At 63.5% G+C, this 15,755-nt stretch carries 12 protein-coding genes, 1 tRNA gene and 1 pseudogene; 4 read left to right on the top strand and 10 right to left on the bottom strand.

Features of this window, described 5'->3' with window-relative positions:
- A pseudogene (locus MU521_RS21750) lies at positions 1–74 on the bottom strand (IS6 family transposase); the annotation flags it as partial.
- 136 nt (positions 75–210) lie between these two features.
- On the opposite strand from MU521_RS21750, the gene MU521_RS20640 reads away from it, so the two are divergent.
- The 4 genes from MU521_RS20640 (at position 211) to MU521_RS20625 (ending at position 5,850) form a co-directional block, all read left to right on the top strand.
- Positions 211–282, top strand: a tRNA-Ala gene (locus MU521_RS20640).
- Positions 283–711: 429 nt separating this feature from the next.
- On the top strand, positions 712–1,251 hold the full coding sequence (locus MU521_RS20635; RefSeq protein ID WP_092686409.1) for a hypothetical protein: 540 nt from the start codon (positions 712–714) through the stop codon (positions 1,249–1,251).
- An 89-nt stretch (positions 1,252–1,340) separates the two neighbouring features.
- On the top strand, positions 1,341–1,754 hold the full coding sequence (locus tag MU521_RS20630; protein WP_092686410.1) for a YccF domain-containing protein: 414 nt from the start codon (positions 1,341–1,343) through the stop codon (positions 1,752–1,754).
- Positions 1,755–1,968: 214 nt separating this feature from the next.
- Complete coding sequence (locus MU521_RS20625; protein ID WP_092686411.1) at positions 1,969–5,850, top strand: DUF7289 family protein; 3,882 nt, start codon at positions 1,969–1,971, stop codon at positions 5,848–5,850.
- A gap of 64 nt (positions 5,851–5,914) precedes the next feature.
- Here the strand turns inward: MU521_RS20625 and MU521_RS20620 are convergent, their stop codons facing one another.
- From MU521_RS20620 to MU521_RS20580, 9 genes are all read right to left on the bottom strand, one after another.
- Positions 5,915–6,682, bottom strand: a complete 768-nt coding sequence (locus MU521_RS20620) for a DUF7289 family protein (RefSeq protein WP_092686412.1) — start codon at positions 6,680–6,682, stop codon at positions 5,915–5,917.
- Between the two features lie 3 nt (positions 6,683–6,685).
- Positions 6,686–7,150: a DUF7266 family protein gene (locus tag MU521_RS20615; protein ID WP_092686413.1), complete on the bottom strand. Its 465-nt coding sequence runs from the start codon at positions 7,148–7,150 to the stop codon at positions 6,686–6,688.
- A 2-nt stretch (positions 7,151–7,152) separates the two neighbouring features.
- Positions 7,153–8,109, bottom strand: a complete 957-nt coding sequence (locus MU521_RS20610; protein WP_092686414.1) for a DUF7261 family protein — start codon at positions 8,107–8,109, stop codon at positions 7,153–7,155.
- Entirely contained in the window at positions 8,103–8,735 is a 633-nt protein-coding gene (locus MU521_RS20605) for a DUF7288 family protein (protein WP_139171012.1), read from the bottom strand. The genes MU521_RS20610 and MU521_RS20605 overlap by 7 nt, the downstream gene beginning before the upstream one ends.
- Positions 8,736–8,740: 5 nt before the next feature.
- Positions 8,741–9,265 carry a DUF7287 family protein gene (locus MU521_RS20600; RefSeq protein WP_092686416.1) on the bottom strand — a complete coding sequence of 175 codons (525 nt, stop codon included), beginning with the start codon at positions 9,263–9,265 and terminating at the stop codon, positions 8,741–8,743.
- A gap of 5 nt (positions 9,266–9,270) precedes the next feature.
- Positions 9,271–11,304, bottom strand: a complete 2,034-nt coding sequence (locus MU521_RS20595; protein WP_092686417.1) for a type II secretion system F family protein — start codon at positions 11,302–11,304, stop codon at positions 9,271–9,273.
- A gap of 1 nt (position 11,305) precedes the next feature.
- On the bottom strand, positions 11,306–13,852 hold the full coding sequence (locus tag MU521_RS20590; protein ID WP_092686418.1) for a type II/IV secretion system ATPase subunit: 2,547 nt from the start codon (positions 13,850–13,852) through the stop codon (positions 11,306–11,308).
- 181 nt (positions 13,853–14,033) lie between these two features.
- The gene (locus MU521_RS20585; RefSeq protein WP_092686419.1) at positions 14,034–15,173 is read right to left on the bottom strand and encodes a pyridoxal phosphate-dependent aminotransferase; all 1,140 of its coding nucleotides are present in this window, start codon (positions 15,171–15,173) and stop codon (positions 14,034–14,036) included.
- A 2-nt stretch (positions 15,174–15,175) separates the two neighbouring features.
- Positions 15,176–15,664, bottom strand: coding sequence for an Lrp/AsnC family transcriptional regulator (locus MU521_RS20580; protein WP_092686420.1), 489 nt, complete (start codon positions 15,662–15,664; stop codon positions 15,176–15,178).
- Positions 15,665–15,755: the final 91 nt, after the last annotated feature.

The raw sequence follows: 15,755 nt of genomic DNA, 5'->3' as shown, positions 1-15,755 counted from the left end.
GGTGTCGCCTCGCGTTCAACAAACTCTAAGTCGATCTGGTCGATACTACCGCCGAGGCGTGTGTTTTCGGGCACAGATCACTCAGAAAACACACCGCCTCACTCTTCATCCTTATCTGAACACCGCCGGACAAACACGTTGTGAGTTGTCCCCCCGCGGGGAACTCCTTCGATGGGTTTAAGAAAACTCGACGGATAACGACGAGTGCGCGGGCTCGTAGATCAGCGGTAGATCATCCCCCTGGCACGGGGAAGGCCCGGGGTTCAAATCCCCGCGAGTCCACTCGTTTCCTTCCGTCGCTTCGCTCCGTCAGTCACTCGCTCCCTCGCGTGGTCCCACTCACTTCGTTCGCGGGACCCCCGCGAGTCCACTCCACTTTTCACGTTCGCAGGGTATGCGGGAGTGGTTCGAGAGAGCGTACTCCTCATCACGAGGGACGTCGTCTCTCGAACGACCCCGCTCCCGCACTACTCACGGCAAAAACGTGGGCGAAAACGGCCGCGTCCTCACTTCGTTCGAACACGGTGAACCGCCTCGCTCCACTCGGCGGATGCTTGTTCAACAGCAAGCAAACTCGTTACTGGCGAGTCCACCCGCTCCGTTCGATATGCTCGGCGCTGGTCGAGCCATCGTTCTCCGGGCTCGGCTGGATCCCTCGCCACCAGCGGCCGACCGGAATACACAACACGCCGTCGTCCGTCGACACGTGACATGGGGCTGTTGAAAGACGTGGGGCCGGCGGGGCTGGTGCCGGCGGCCTGGATCTTCGCCGCCGCGGCGGTGCTGGGTCTGGTCACGGCCCGGACCGTTCTGATCGCGATGGTGGTGATGGACGTACTGCTGGTGACTTTCTTCGTCACGACCCTGTCGGAGATGACCGGTCCGGTCCTGAGCGCGTGGCAACGCGTCCTGGCGGTCGGAGCGGTCGTTAACGTTCTCGGGACCCTGGACCTGATCGTTACGCCAGGGGGTGGTTCGCTGGCCGCGCTGGCGCTGTACGCCTGGATCGCCCTGCCGGCGGCCGCCTACGCCAGGACGTGGACGGTGATGTCGGGGCCCACCTACCGACACGTCTATCTAGTGGGTGCGGCGCTGTCGCTCCTCGGACTCGCGGTGTTCGCGGCTGGCGGGGCTGCGCTCCTCGACGATGTGGCGGTTGCGGTTGCGGGGCTGGCAGTCGTCGGGCTTGGGCAGACAGCCGGCATCGTGACGGCGGCGCTCCAGAACGGCGGTCGGCTCGATCGGTCCTGAGAGGAACGTGGATTCGCCAGCCCACGTTCCTCGCGGGTGTCGCGCTCCCTCGCCGAGTCGTTCTTTGCCCGTGACACCGAACGGAATCTATGGCATCCGATCAGGTGAGGCCGGTCCAGCAACGCTCGGTAGTCATTCGAGCGGCGTGGTTTCTGTTGATCGGCTGGTGGGCGACGGGGACCTGGCTCGGCGTCGCGTGGCTGTTGAACGTCACCGTCGTCGGCATTCCGCTGGGGATCAAGATGATCGACCAGGTCCCCCTGGTTGTGTCGCTGAAGCGCCGGTCGGGAACGCTGGTCGCCAGTGCCGACGAGGTCAGAACCCGCCACTGCGAACAGCGCCCGCTCGTCGTGCGCGCAATCTGGTTCGTCCTCGTGGGCTGGTGGGCCAGCGGGATCTGGATGGGAGTCGCGTATCTATTTACCGTCTCCATTGTCGGGCTCCCGGTCGCTGTCTGGATGTACGACCGGCTCCCGGTTGTGGTCTCGCTCTACCGGTACTGACTGCGGACCCAGAACGACCACCAAGATTACAGCGATGAGACGATGGCTTTCGACCGATACGTATTCTCGATGGCTGCCCCCATCGCCGTGATTCGTGCGGGATCAACGACGACATCCCGTTCTCAAATTCGAAACCGGCAGACTGCGTCGGATCCAGTCGGTTGATCGAAACATACGGTAGATTTATGATTTTGAAATCCAGATTGCAAATACTATGAGAGTGCGGAGCGATGAGATTTTCGGGGATGTCAGGGCGGCTTCGAATCTCGTCGGGATCGTCCTGTTGATCGGGATGACGATCGCGGGGGCGTTGCTCGTCGTCATGATCGGTGCGGGTGCGCTGGAGGAGGCCAAGCAGGACAGCCAGATGCAGGTGGCCGAACAGTCGATGCAGGAGATCTCGTCACAGTTTCTCCAGCTGAAAGCCGCCGGTGACGGCGGGAAATCGTCGTTCGACATTCCCGACGAACTGGGGGGTGACGTTTCGGTTCTCAATACGACGACGGTCGAACTCGTCGCGAACGGGAATCGGAGCTGTACGAGTGGACCGGTAGGGATGGGGACCATCGTCTACGAGAGCGCGGAACAAGGGATCGTCGGCTACGAAGCGGGCGGCGTCTGGCGAAAGCAAGGGGAGAGCGTGTGGATGGTGTCCACGCCGGACATCGAGTACCGGAACGGTCGCCTGGCGCTCCAGATTTCCGATATGAGCGGGTTCGCGGCCAGCGGCGGGGAGATTTCGGCCCAGGTTGACGAAGAGCAGTCCGAGCTGTTGAGCGCAAACATGTCGCGGTCGATGTACGTGAACCGGACGGCCAATCAGTTGCGCAAGGGCGTCGGGCCGGTGGGCGAGACCTGCCAGCCGGGCGACATCGAGAACGTGACAGTCAGCATCGAGGGGAGCACGTTCGCCCGCGCCTGGTACACCTTCGCACAGACCAACTTCGACGACCGGCGGGTGTCCGTTGAGGAGCGGTCCGACATCGAGGCCGGTGACTCGGTCAACATCACGTATCTCCTCGGTGATCGTCAGGACCCCGAGTACCGGATCACGGACGTCACCGCGCCCGCCTCGACGAGCGAGGGGGACGACATGCAGGTCGACGTGACGGTCGAGAACGTCGGCGATTTCAATGGGACCACGTCGATCACGCTGCTGAACACGACCGGTAGCGGGCCGCCGACGGCATTCGATACCACCCGTCGGACGATCACCGCTGGCGGGAGCGAGACCGTAACCCTGACGATCGACCCGTCGGACCTCAATACGGGGAGTAACTCGGTCGTCGACTACACGGCCCGGATTCAGGTTCCGGACGACGAGGAGGAAATCGAGTTCGTCGTCGGGACGGGGTCGCCGGCCGACCTCTCGGTCGAGCCGCTGACCGCACCGCCGGACGCGGAACTCGGTGACGACAGGGAACTGGACGCCGTCATCGACAACGACGGCGGCATGCCGGCGTCGGAGACGGTCCTGTTCTACTACGGCGGGGAGCGCATGGCAGAGCGGACGTTGCGAGTCGACGACGGTGACGACGAACGGATCACCTTCGACGTGCCCACGACCCGGGAGGGGCGGATTCCGCTCCGCGTCATGCTGGAACATCGCACTGACTCGGATCAGGAACGCACGACGACCATCGACATCGGCGACCTGCCGGACTTCGAGCTGGCGTCCACGACAAGCCCGTTCCAGATCCTCCAGAACAGACCCTACGAGATCGATGCGACGGTCGAGAACGACGCGGCGAACGACGGGACGCTCCCTGTCGACATCGAGGTCCGAAACGCCACGACCGGTACCACCGTCTACACGGGGAGCCAACCGCTTACACTGAACGGCTACGAGACCGACACGATCACGTTCCGGAACAACTCCGGGATCGCCACGCCCGGCCTGTATGAGTACACCGTCGAGACCGACTCCGACACGGAGACCGGCACCTTCAGAGTGGGCTCGATCACAGAGCCGTTTTTCGTGGCGGTCCAGACCGATACCGACCGCTCCGTCGTTCAGGAGAACGGCGAGTTCAACAGCACCGGTGCAATCCGGAACGCGGGCGGCCAGACGGGAACGCAGGACGTGTCGGTCTCGTTCGACGGGACCGAGATCGCGTCGGAGTCTGTGACGCTCGATCCCGGGAACGAGACGGTGGTTGGTCCGGTCGAGAAATCTCTCTCCGGGAAAGCACCCGGTGAGTACGAGTACACCGTCGAGACCGACAACACGACCGCGACCGGGCAGATTCAGGTCGTCGAGGAACTCGACGGCGACTTCGACAGCGGCCAATCGACCATCCAGATCAACCGGAGCATCACCGCTCGGCTGACGGTGCTGGGGACCGAACTGAGTGGGATCGTGGAGCAGCGGCAGTGCGAAAGGGATTACAGCTGGCGGGAAGGATGGCACCTGGACTGTAGTTACGTTCCCTCCTCGATCATCCGCGGCCCGGTCGAGATGGCGATCTACACGGACAACGAGACCGCACCCAACGAGTACCACCGCGTCTGGGGTGACAAAGACCTCAACACGCCCAGCACTCGGCAGGATCAGATCGCCGGAGCGGAATACCTGAGCAAGGAGATCACGGTCACGGCGTCCGAGGAGTCGCCGACCAACGTCTCCGTCTTCGCGGAGTCGTTCGACTGTGGCTCGTGGCGGGACTCGGGGATCGACCGTGAGGTCTCCGGGTACGAACTCGACGCGCTGGCGTGTGACGAGTCCGAGCCCGAATCGCGGATCGCCATCAACCAGGACGAGAACCCCTCGAACCTCGTCATCCGCGAGGATGGGGAGACGGTCCCGGCGTACGGACAGGCCGGACCGGAACAGCGGGACGTGCGCGAGATTCTGGGTGATCTGATCACCGACGAGGGCGTCCTGCAACTCGAGGACGACCAGATGGCGCTGTTCTACGAACTCTCGGAGGCGAACGCCGAACCCGAGAACGCCATGGACACGAACGACGACCCGGACTACAACGACGCCGTGGTCCTCTTCGAGGTCATCGAGGAGGACAACACCGTGACCGTGCCCGGGCAGACGGACATCGTCATCAACGACACCCGCGGGCCGGCGACCGTCGAGCCCGGCTACGACGAGAGCTTCGAGGTGAAAGTCTGGAACCGCGGCGGTGACACGGTCGAGGACGCCGTCGATCTGTTCGTCGACGGCTCCAACGAGACGGGGTCCGACTTCACGCTGAACGGCGGCGAGAGCGAGTGGGTCGAGGTCGACATCCCGGGCGGGCTCTCCAGCGGACCGCACGGGATCGAGTTCCAGATTCGGAGCGACGACAACGAGACCGCCTCCCGGAACCTCTACGTCGGCGAAGCCGACGGTCCCTACTTCCTGCCGAACGTCGAGTCCTTCGAGGGCGTGACGCCCCCCGGCGAGCCGGCCGAGGTCGACGCCCTCGTCACCAACGTCGGCGACAACGAGAGCACCCAGGACGTGACGGCGACGGTCGTCGGGACCTACGACGGCCTCTCGCTGAGCGATATCGACGATCCGAGCCAGACGTGGTCCGACCTGCACCTCGACGCGGGCGACGACGACACGAACGCGTTCAGCTTCCGGGCGAGCGCCGAGGGGACGATGCGCGTCCGGATCGAGACCGCGAACGCGTCGACGGCCGTCAACGTCACCGTCATGGAGCCACGCCTGGAGATCAACCGCGCCATCGTCGGCGACCAGACCTACCGAGACCGCGATACGATCGTCAGTACGAACCTGGAGTCACTGACCGTCGACGTGGGCAACCCCGCGGAGATTCCGCGCTCCGGTGAGGTGGAACTGTACATGAAAGAGGAGGGAACCGGGAGCTACGAACACATCGACACCTCGGATGCCATCACCCTCAACGGCAACCGCACGCTCGTGGAACTCGATCTCACCGAACCGAACCCGCTCGGACCGGACCTCAACACCAAGACCGGGGTCTACGACTACGAACTCCGCACGGATCCCGACAGCGGTACGGGGATCGACGACGTGCAGAGCGGCGAAATCCAGATCGTCACGGTGGCCGACGCGAACACGACGGCCGAGGCCGACTACATCTCGGTCGACATGAACCAGATCGAACTGAGCTGACGGCGCGGTCCAGATCCAGCGATCCGGTCCCGTAACGCGCCGACGTGGCGGAAGCCCTTCCGCTCTAGAGGACCGTTCGCAGATCGATCGTCGTCCGCCGAAGGTACGCGCTCTTGAGGTCGCCGCCGCTCTCGCCCTCACAGGTGTACTCGCCGCTCCCCTCGTCTTCCCACCCCGACTCCTCGAGATACTCCGCCCACGACTCGGCGACTGCCGTCCCGGAGATGTCGACCGTCACGCGTTCGACGTCCGCCGGGTTCCCGTCCGGGAGGTACAGACCGGTGTTGGCGGCGTCGCGTTCGCCGTACAGTTCGACGTTCCCGCCGGAGGAGACGCTGATACTCCCGTCGAGTCGCGGCACAGAGAGCAACGCGGCGTCGTCGGAACAGTCGAAGACGGGAGGGTAAGTCATGATCGAACTCTGTCGGCCCTCCCGGAACACGGCACCGCCCTCGTAGACGAGTCGTGTCTCTTCGCTGGAGGGACGATAGACCAGCGCGTTCGTCCGTATCGACTCGGTCGTCGTCCCGCCGCCCTCCATCTCGAAGGTGTACGTCATCGAGGAGTCGACGAGGTTGAGCTGGCCGCCGTCGACGCCGAGTTCGACGGAGCGCCCGGGCACTGTCTTCCGGTGGATGTCCTCGAGCGTCTCCGCGACGCCACGCATCGAGCGCTCGCCGCTGTTCACCATCTCGTTTGCCCGGAGGTCTTGGAGGGCTCCGACGCCGCCGATGTAGACGATTGTGGTACCGCTGATGATGATGCTGAACGTCAGGATGAACGCCACGAGATCGGAGACGGCTCGTTCTCGGTCGGTGAGTCTGTCGATCATGGATTACCTGTCTGCGGATTCGATGGTGAGACAGTCCGCGTCGGGATCGTACACCACGCGAAGCGGCCCACTGGAGAGCGTTCGTTCACAGATTCTGGACTCGTTTCTGAACTCGACGGCCGTGACCACGTTCGGCGTCGTCATGTTCGCGAACAGCGCGGACCGGTTGCCGTCGCGGTTGACGAGGGCGAGGTCGTAGTTCTCGCCGGCGATGTGTGTCGGCATCGACGTCATCGAGACCACCTCGCCGCTGTGGCTCCGGCTCGCCAGCCTGTCGACGCTTTTCAGGTCGTTGGTAGTGCCTTCGGCGACGTTCTGGAGGCCCTGCGTGGCGACTCGTTCCTGTTGCCGTTCGAGCAATCCGCCCGCCCCGATCAGTAGACTCGCGATGAGCAGGGCGGTGATGCCCAGCGTCAACGAGTGGGTGAGCGCGACCGACGCTCCCCGGGTGTCGTCTCGCAGCCCCATCGTCACCGCGCCCCCGTTTCGTTCAGGACGATCGTTCGGTTGTAGACGACGTCCCGCCGCTGGTAGTAGATGTCGACGGCGGGGAAGAGCGTGGGCCGTTTGACCTCGGGCTGGTCCTCGTCGGGGTCGTGTGGATAACTCCCGTCACTGGAGATCAGGTATGTGCCAGCCAGCGACGACCCGAAACCGGGGCCGTCGCCGTTGTTCAGAGAGATTTCGTAGGGTGGATCGACCCCTTCCGCGAACTCGAATTCGGGCTGGCCGTCGACCGCAATCTGCCCGTCGGGACGCAGCTCGATCACGACACCCTCTCCGTACGGCGAGCCGCTGGCCGCGATTCCTCCGCCGGAGATGTTGACTTCTTCCCTGCCCCGACGCCCATCTATTTCGAGCGTCCAGGTCCCCCCGTCACCGTCCACGACCAACTCGGTCTTTGCGTTCCCATTCGGAATGTCTTCGACGGTGATCCTGAAATCTTGGATCGCGCTCACGTCCTGCAACAGTGTCGCATCGGCGTCACAGTCGGGCTGGACCCGGAACAGTGGCCTGCCCCGGGGACTACACGCGTCCATCGACTCGGTCTGATTCAGGACGACTCCCTTGTCCGTTTCCGTCGCGTTGAACCTTACGTTCGTGTAGACGATGCCGTTGTCGAAACTCAGGTTCGTGTAGTGGCGGCTGTACAGCGAGACGTTCTCCCGGAAAGCCTCCGTGAAATCGCCACCCCCATCTTCGACATCTGCGCGGACTTCCCTCGCGAGCGTGTTGAGGTCGGCTTCGATCATCCCGACCGTCCGCTCGGCTCCGCTGAGCGCGTCCTGGTTGCTCCGCGTACTGATGCTGTCGTCGAACGCCAGCCCGTTTACCAGGACGACGGTTCCGACGACCACCAGCGCGATACCGATGGCTCCGACCAGCAACAACTGCCCGCGCTCGTCGGTACCGGGGGCTCTCACCATACGACCACCCGCACCTCCACGATGTTGTACAGCGGCGAGTCGTCGTCGATGTCCTCCTCGATGAAGTACGCACCACCGGCGTCTTTCACCGTCGCCCCCTTCGCTCCGCACTTCTGGGGCGGGTTCTGGGTCCGGTCCACGATCCGGGTCCGGTCGTCGTCGTAGATGGCGATCGTCTTGGTCGCGACGGCGGCGGAGTCCGTCGGGGCGATGACGCCGCTGGTCGGATTGCTCTCACTCGACGTGACCGAGACGCGCTCGCGCTCGCCCGAGGGTATCAGATACGTGAAATAGATGTTGTAGTTGCGGCCGTGTCGGTCGAACGTCTGGTTCAGCATCCGCTCGAACGTGGTCGAACCGTTGTCCACCTGCCCCCCCGTGAACGTGTCCGCCGAGCCGTAGGTACACCGGACGACGCGGCTGAGCGTGCCGTTCTCCGCCGCCAGGTCGAGCATGTCTTCCGCACGTTGCTCCATGTCTTCTGTCTGTTGGGTCGTATCGCTTGTCCAGGGACCGAAATCGACCACCTGCAGGCCGACGAGAACCGCCGTCACGACCAGTATCGCCGAGATCATCCCCTCCAGAGTGTACGCCTGACCCCTCGATCCGTGTGTGCTGTCTATCATGTTGGTCACCAGATTCGAACGATCAACCAGCAGGTCGGCGTGCAGTGTTCCGTATCGCCGGCCAGCCGAACGACCCGGGTCTCCGTCACGACCGCCTGTCCCAGATTCGGCGCTCCACCGTCGGGATAGGAGTACCGCTCACCTCCGTCGACGATGGGTGTCGGCGATGTCGCGTTCAGTTCCGAACTGTTGACGAGCATCACGTTCACGTTCGGCGGTGCGAGCGTGTTCGTCCGCGTGTTCAGCCCCGAACGGTTGCGGAACCGCTCGAACCCCTCCTCGGTCGACAGCTCGTTGTGAATCCCGTCCGGCTCGCCGTACCGGAGCGTCTGTTCCCTGCCCTCGACGCTGTAGGTCTCGACCAGATAGGTCGCGGCGCGGTCGGCCTGTGAGCGCTCGACGCCGCCCAGGTCCGCCCCCGTCGATCCGAACACGCTCGGCACGTACCCGAAGACGAACAGAACGGTGAGGAGCATCAGGCTCACGCCGACCAGATAGTCCTGTGTCGTCTGTCCCCGCTCGTCGAGCATCGATATCACCCCACCGCCATCCAGGTTATCAGCGCGATCGTCGGCAAGATGACGGCGAACTTGACCCCCGAGATCAGGTCGACCTGGCGGATGTACCCCGCGATGAACGACGACAGGACCGCCTGCAGCGTCACCGCGTGGAAGAACAACACCGACAGCAGGCCGGTGTCGACGTTCGAGCCGAACTGGCCACCGCCAGCCGCTGCGGAACTACCGCCGCCACCGCCGACCTGATTGGCCAGGCCGGACATGACGTCGAGGAACTGCGTCTTCAGCAGTGCCATCACGCCCAGCAGCGTCAGGTAGGTCATGATGATGATGACTACCTGCATCCGCGTCCGGGACTTCCGGTCGCGGTCGATGTCGTCCTGGTTCTCCGAGGCCTGTGCCGCCGTCGTCAGCACGTCCTCGATCTGACTCGAGGCTTCCTGTGCTTTGCTGATGAGTTTGACGGTCCGGGCGAGCCGCGGGATGTGATACTTGTTGTTGAACTCCCGCAGCGCGTCTTTCAGGTTCGTCCCGTAGTTGACCTTCGCGTACATCGTCTCGAACTCGTCGGACAGTTTGCCCGAGGACGTATCGGAGACGACGTTCAGTGACTCCAGAAGCGTCATCCCGGTGTCGTTCGCACTGGAGAGTTTCCGGAGGTTCTCCGAGAGCTGGCTCACGACGCCTCGCCGCGAGCGGACGTTCCACTCGTAGAAGATCATCAACGGGACGAAGTTGACGTACAGCGGGACGTAGAACCAGAAGAACGTCGATCCGACCGGATTCTCGACGAACCCCTCCGGGGACAGGGGCGCGAACCCGTACAGCACGCTCAGCACGACCGCCACGATGGAGATGGGGACCGTCAGTCCGAGAACGACCGTCGGGTTGTCCCGGAAGAAGATGTGTGGCCGCCGGAGAATCGAACTCAGTTCGTAGGATCGCTCGCGGCTCTTGATCTTCTCGAAGACCCCGTGGTCGCCGGTGTACTTCTCGACGAGGCCGAGGTTCAGCACGTTCAGCCCTTCCCGGACGACCACGTCGTCGCGCCCGCCCTCTGGCCGGAGGTACCCGTCACCGATCTCGTCCTGCGTGACCGTCGAGACCAGCACCAGGAACCCGACCCCGGTTAGCGGGATCAGGCCGTACACCGTGCCGAGAAGCAGGAACTGCTGGGAGTTGCCCATCATCGACATGATGACGAGGATGATGATGAGAAGCAGGGGGAAGAGTGACAGAGTCATGTACATCTCCCCGAACAGTTCCATCGTCTCCAGCACCATCTCCTGTTCCTGCTTTGCCGTCCGCATGTGTTTCTCCTTCTGGTCCTCCAGGAAGCCGGTCATGTCACCCCCCGAGTCCACGATGGAGAGCATGTCCGTCAGGAACTGCGCCAGTTCGTCGCTGGGCGTCTGGAGGGCCTGGTTCCGGATCGCCGTCCGGTAGTCCGTGTCGAAGTACTCCGTCTCCAGCACGATGGACTGGAACTCCTTGGAGACCTCGCCGTAGGTGTCGTCGGCGCGGGCCATCGCCTGCAGGATCTCCAGTTGGTTCAGCCCCCCGACCGATAGTGCGTACATGAACGAGACCGAATCGGAGAGCAAGACGTTGATCTCGCGTTTGCGTGCCCCCGCACGGAAGTACGGGATCGAGACCATCGAGCCGAAGCCGATACCGAAGCCGATCAGCCCGAAGACGATGCCGGTGACGAACACCAGGAACGGGATCTTCAGTTGCAACAGGACCTGCGGGATCCGGCTCTCGGCGAGGCCGAGCAACACCGGTGCGTCGGGCAGGAACAGGGCGAAGATGAGATAGCCAAGCAGTGACCCGACGATCCACAGCGTCAGGCCGGCCAGTGCGCCGACGCCCAGCGCCCGCGAGAGGAACAGCTCGACGTTCTGTGGCATCCGTGCCTGGGCGAGTTTGTTCTCCACGCCGCTGACGAAGTCGCCCTCGCTGTCGAACAGGGACTCGTAGAGGGGATAGAACGTGTCCCCCAGCGTGCTGGTGCTCCCGACTGTCTGCCCGCTTCGCGTGTCGAGGCTCATGTCAGTCCCCTTCCTCTGCTTCCGCGCCGGCTTTGGTCACGAACTGCCCGAAGTCGATCTCGGTGTCGTCCTCTTCCTCCTCCTCCTCGGGGATCATCCCCTCGTCGGTTTCGATGCCCGACAGCGCCTTCACGATCTCTGGGGTGTCCATGCTCTTGTACCGGTCGAACAGCGGCGTGGCGTTGTCGAGGATCTCGCTCGTCTCCTCGCTGATCTCCTCGCCGGCGTCCGGCCGCGGGACCATCTCCTCTTTCTTGGGATCGATGTTGATCTTGACCGACTCCATCTCCCGCAGGTCTTCGAGGCTGTTCTTGAGCTGATCGTGGGCGATCAGCGTCAGGATCGTGTCGGGGTCGTTGATGAACGCCTGGATCGTCGCGGCCACCTGCTGGTAGGTGTTGATCCCGTTGTTGATGAGGTGCGCCAGGACGACTTTCCGCTTGAACAGCTCTTCGTCGAGTTTCTCCTGGTCCCACCCGCGGTCGAACTTGATCTCCTCGAGCGTGTTGGACTGGCCCATCTGGATGAACGTGTCCGTCTCGGCCTGCCACTGATACACGTCCCTGACGTTGATTTCGTCGTTCTCCGCGGAGTACTCGTTGATTTCTGTCAGGGTCTTGTTCCGGCGAACCTTCCGGCCACCCGTCCGGGTCTGGGTCTGGATACTGACCAGGTCGAGCGCGGTAAACAGCGTCTTCGAGACGTTGATCGGCTCGGTGGTAAAACGCTTGATGACCTCGCCCACCGAGTCGGCGTGGAACGTGGTGTAGGTGGTGTGCCCGGTCGACATGACCTGGAAGAGGGTCCGACCCTCCTCACCACGGATCTCACCCATGACGATGTAGTCGGGACGCTGCCGCAGTGCGGCCTCCAGCAGGTCGAACTCGTCCACGTCGCCCGTGTCGTCCTCACCGAACGAGGGCCGGGTGACGCTGGCGACCCAGTTCCGCTGGGGCAGTTCGACCTCCCGGGTGTCCTCGATGGAGACGATCTTGGCGCTGGAGGGGATAAAGAGCGACACCGCGTTCAGGCTGGTCGTCTTCCCCGAGGCCGTCCCGCCCGCGAAGATGAGGCTCTTGTTGTTCTCGATACAGAGCCACAGGAAGGCCATCTCGTCGAGGCTGAAGGTGTTCCAGTTGATCAGGTCGATCGGGGTAAAGGGGACGTCCTTGAACTGACGGATGGTGTAGTTGGTCCCGTGGTCGGACACCTCGCGTCCCAGGGTGAGCTGGGCACGCGAGCCGTCCGGGAGCGTGGCGTCGACCTGGGGCTGGCGCTTGGAGATGCCCTTCCCGGATCGCTGGGCGAGCTTGACGACGAAGTCGTCGAGGGACTCCTCGCCGTGTTCGACGTTCGAGATGATCTGCTCGTAGTCGGTGTGGTAGACGAAGACACGGGAGTTGTACCCGTCACAGGAGATGTCCTCCACGTTGATGTCGTGTTTGACCGGGTCGATCTTCGCGAATCCGATGAAGTTACGCTTGAGGACGTAGAGCAGCTTCTCGACCTGGTACTCGCTGAGCGTGTCGGGGTCCTCGTCGAGGATGGCGGGCTCGGGTCGGGCCGTGATGCCCGAGAGATCACCCGACGGCGTGGTGGGCAAATCGACCTCCATTCCCATCATCTGCTTGAACTTGTCCATGGTTCCCAGGTCCGGTTCGACCCCGCCGTCGCCGCGCAACAGGTCGTACCGGTCGAGCAACCGCTGGGCCTCGCGCTGGATGACCTCCGCGCGGTCCTCCTCGCTCCCCTCGACGACAACGTCGTCCTCGGAGTACTTGATCGCCGTTCGAAGTTTGCCGGCGAGGAAGTCCTGTAGCTCCTGTTCTATCGGATTGAGGTGCGGTTCGATGACGTAGTATTTTTTCTCGTTTTCCTTCTTGGAGTGGAAGATGATGACGCAGGCGTAGGGCTTGTTCACCCAGTACCGTTCGATCTCCTCGAAGTGGGACTTCTTCGATATCGGGACGGCCTTCTCCAGGTCGTAGCGGTTGACGACCGTCGTCTTGCCATCGACCGTCGAGAAGAACATGTCCTCGTCGAGATCCTCGTTGACGTTGACGGTCCGGTCCTCGACCATCTCGTCGAGTTCGGAAGCCAGCCCCTCGCCGAAACTCAGAACGCCTTCGATCTCGTCGGGGTCGAATCCCAGTGCATCGGTCGGATCGAACTCCTTTTTTTCCCCGTCGCTCGTCGTCGGCGGCGTCCCGTCGGTGTAGTAGTACTCCTGCTTGTAATGTTCCCACTTGTAGGTGTCCTTGACCACGGGCGCTTTCGTCGGATCGAGAAACTGCTCGAAGGGTTCGCGCAGCCCCTTCGCGGCACTCGCTCCCTGGATGAGTCTGTCCTCCGTTTTCCGTGGATCGAACCCGAGAAACTCCGTGCGGTCGAACGGGCCACCAGTGTGAAACTCGCGTCGGAAGTCCTCCCAGGTGTACTCTCCGACTGTGGCACGCTCGACCCGAGCGAGTACCTCCTCCGCGTCGGCGCTCGACTCCTCGGCGTCGACGGGATCGGCATCGCCCCCCTCTTTGTCATCGGTTGCCATTGAACATCTCTCTACTGTTACGAGGGAAAAAAGTTTATGTCCACATTACCAGTCGTAAGCCGACGTTACGACCGGCGGAGATGGCAACTAGCCGACCGCTCGACCGATCTGTGGCTTTATTCCGGTTTTCCGATAGGGGATTCTCGATTCCCGGCGGACGGCGTGCTGTGTCCACTACGTGTCAGTCCATGAATGCTTCGATCCGATTCAGTGCCGTTTTGAGGTCGTCCAGTCCCGTTGCGTACGACACGCGCAGGTGGCCCGACCCGCCCGCGCCGAACACGTCGCCGGGGACGACGGCGACTTTCTTCTCCTGGATCAGGTCCTCGGCGAAGGCCTGGGCGTCGTCGGTCGGACACTCGGGGAAGGCGTAGAAGGCCCCGGCGGCCTCGAAGCAGTCGATGCCCATCTCCGAGAACCGTGAGAGGACGAAGTTCCGGCGGCGGTCGTACTGCTCGCGCATGTCGGCCACGTCGTCGTCGCAGTTCTCCAGCGCGTCCAGCGCCGCGTGCTGGGCGGTCGTCGGGGCCGACAGCATCGTGTACTGGTGGACGCGGTTCATCGCCCCGATGGCCTTGGCCGGCCCCATCGCGTAGCCCAGTCGCAGCCCCGTCATTGCGTAGGCCTTCGAGAACCCGTTGAACACGACGGTCCGCTCACGCATCCCCGGGAGCGTCGCGATGGAGGTGTGGTCGTGTTCGTAGGTCAACGCGGCGTAGATCTCGTCGGCCAGCACGATCAGGTCGTGTTCGCGACAGAAGGCGGCGACTGCTTCGAGTTCGTCGCCGGTCATCGTCGCCCCGGTCGGGTTGTTCGGGTAACAGTAGACCAGCGCGTCTGCCTCCTGGGCGCCCGCGTCTTCCAGCACCTCGCGGGTCAGCTTGAACTCGTCTTCGGCCCGGGTCGGGACCGGCAGGGGCTCCCCGCCAGCGAACATGACGCCGGGGACGTACGAGATGTAACTCGGCTGTGCCACCGCCACGGTGTCGCCTGGGTCGACCAGCGCCCGCATGGCCAGGTCGAGCCCCTCGCTGGCCCCCGTCGTGACGATGATCTCGTCGTCCGGATCGTACCCCAGCCCGTACTTCTCGGCCTGGTGGTCGGCGATGGCCTCGCGGAGTTCCCGCTTCCCGCGGTTGGCGGTGTAGGAGGTCTCGCCCCGCTCCAGCGACGCGATGGCGGCGTCGCGGGCGCTCCAGGGGGCCGAGAAGTCCGGTTCGCCCACGCCCAGCGAGATGAGGTCGTCCATCTCCTCGGCGAGTTCGAAAAAGCGCCGGATGCCCGACGGCGGCACGCCGTCGACGCGGTCTGACACCTGCATGGTTACGGGGACACGGAGAGGCGGTCGTCGTCGTCGCCGTCGCCGAAGACGATACCCCGCTCCTTGTAGGACTCCATGACGTAGTGGGTCACCGTCTGGGTGATCTCGGGGACGGGTGCGACCTTCTCGCTGATGAACCGCGAGACCTCGCTCATGGAGTCGCCCTCGACCTCCATGTCGAAGTCGTAGTCGCCGCTCACCAGCCGCAGGCCCTCGACTTCCGGGAACTTCGCCAGCCGCTCGGCGATGTCGGCGTAGCTGGTCTCCCGGTCCAGCGTGACGTTGAGTTCGACGAGCGCGCGGACGCGCTCGTCTTCGAGTTCCCTGTAGTCGATGATCGCCTGGTAACCTGCGATGACGCCGTCGGCCTCTAACTCTGCGATTACGTCCTCGACTTCGGCTGGGTCGAGGTCGGTCTGGCGCGCCATGTCCTCGGCGGAGTAGCGCGCGTTCTCCCGGAGCAAGGCCAGTATCTCGGCGCGACTGCTCATACCTAACCCCACCAGAGCGTGGACTAAAGACTTGCTATCGACGGGTCGAACCCGCCGCCGTCGCGGCGCTCCCCCGGGCTCCGAAGCAGAC

Origin of the sequence: Halorientalis regularis (assembly GCF_023698535.1) — an archaeon.
GTDB lineage: Archaea > Halobacteriota > Halobacteria > Halobacteriales > Haloarculaceae > Halorientalis > Halorientalis regularis.
The sequence above is the reverse complement of the archived record's forward strand: the minus strand, read 5'-3'. Positions and strand labels throughout refer to the sequence as shown.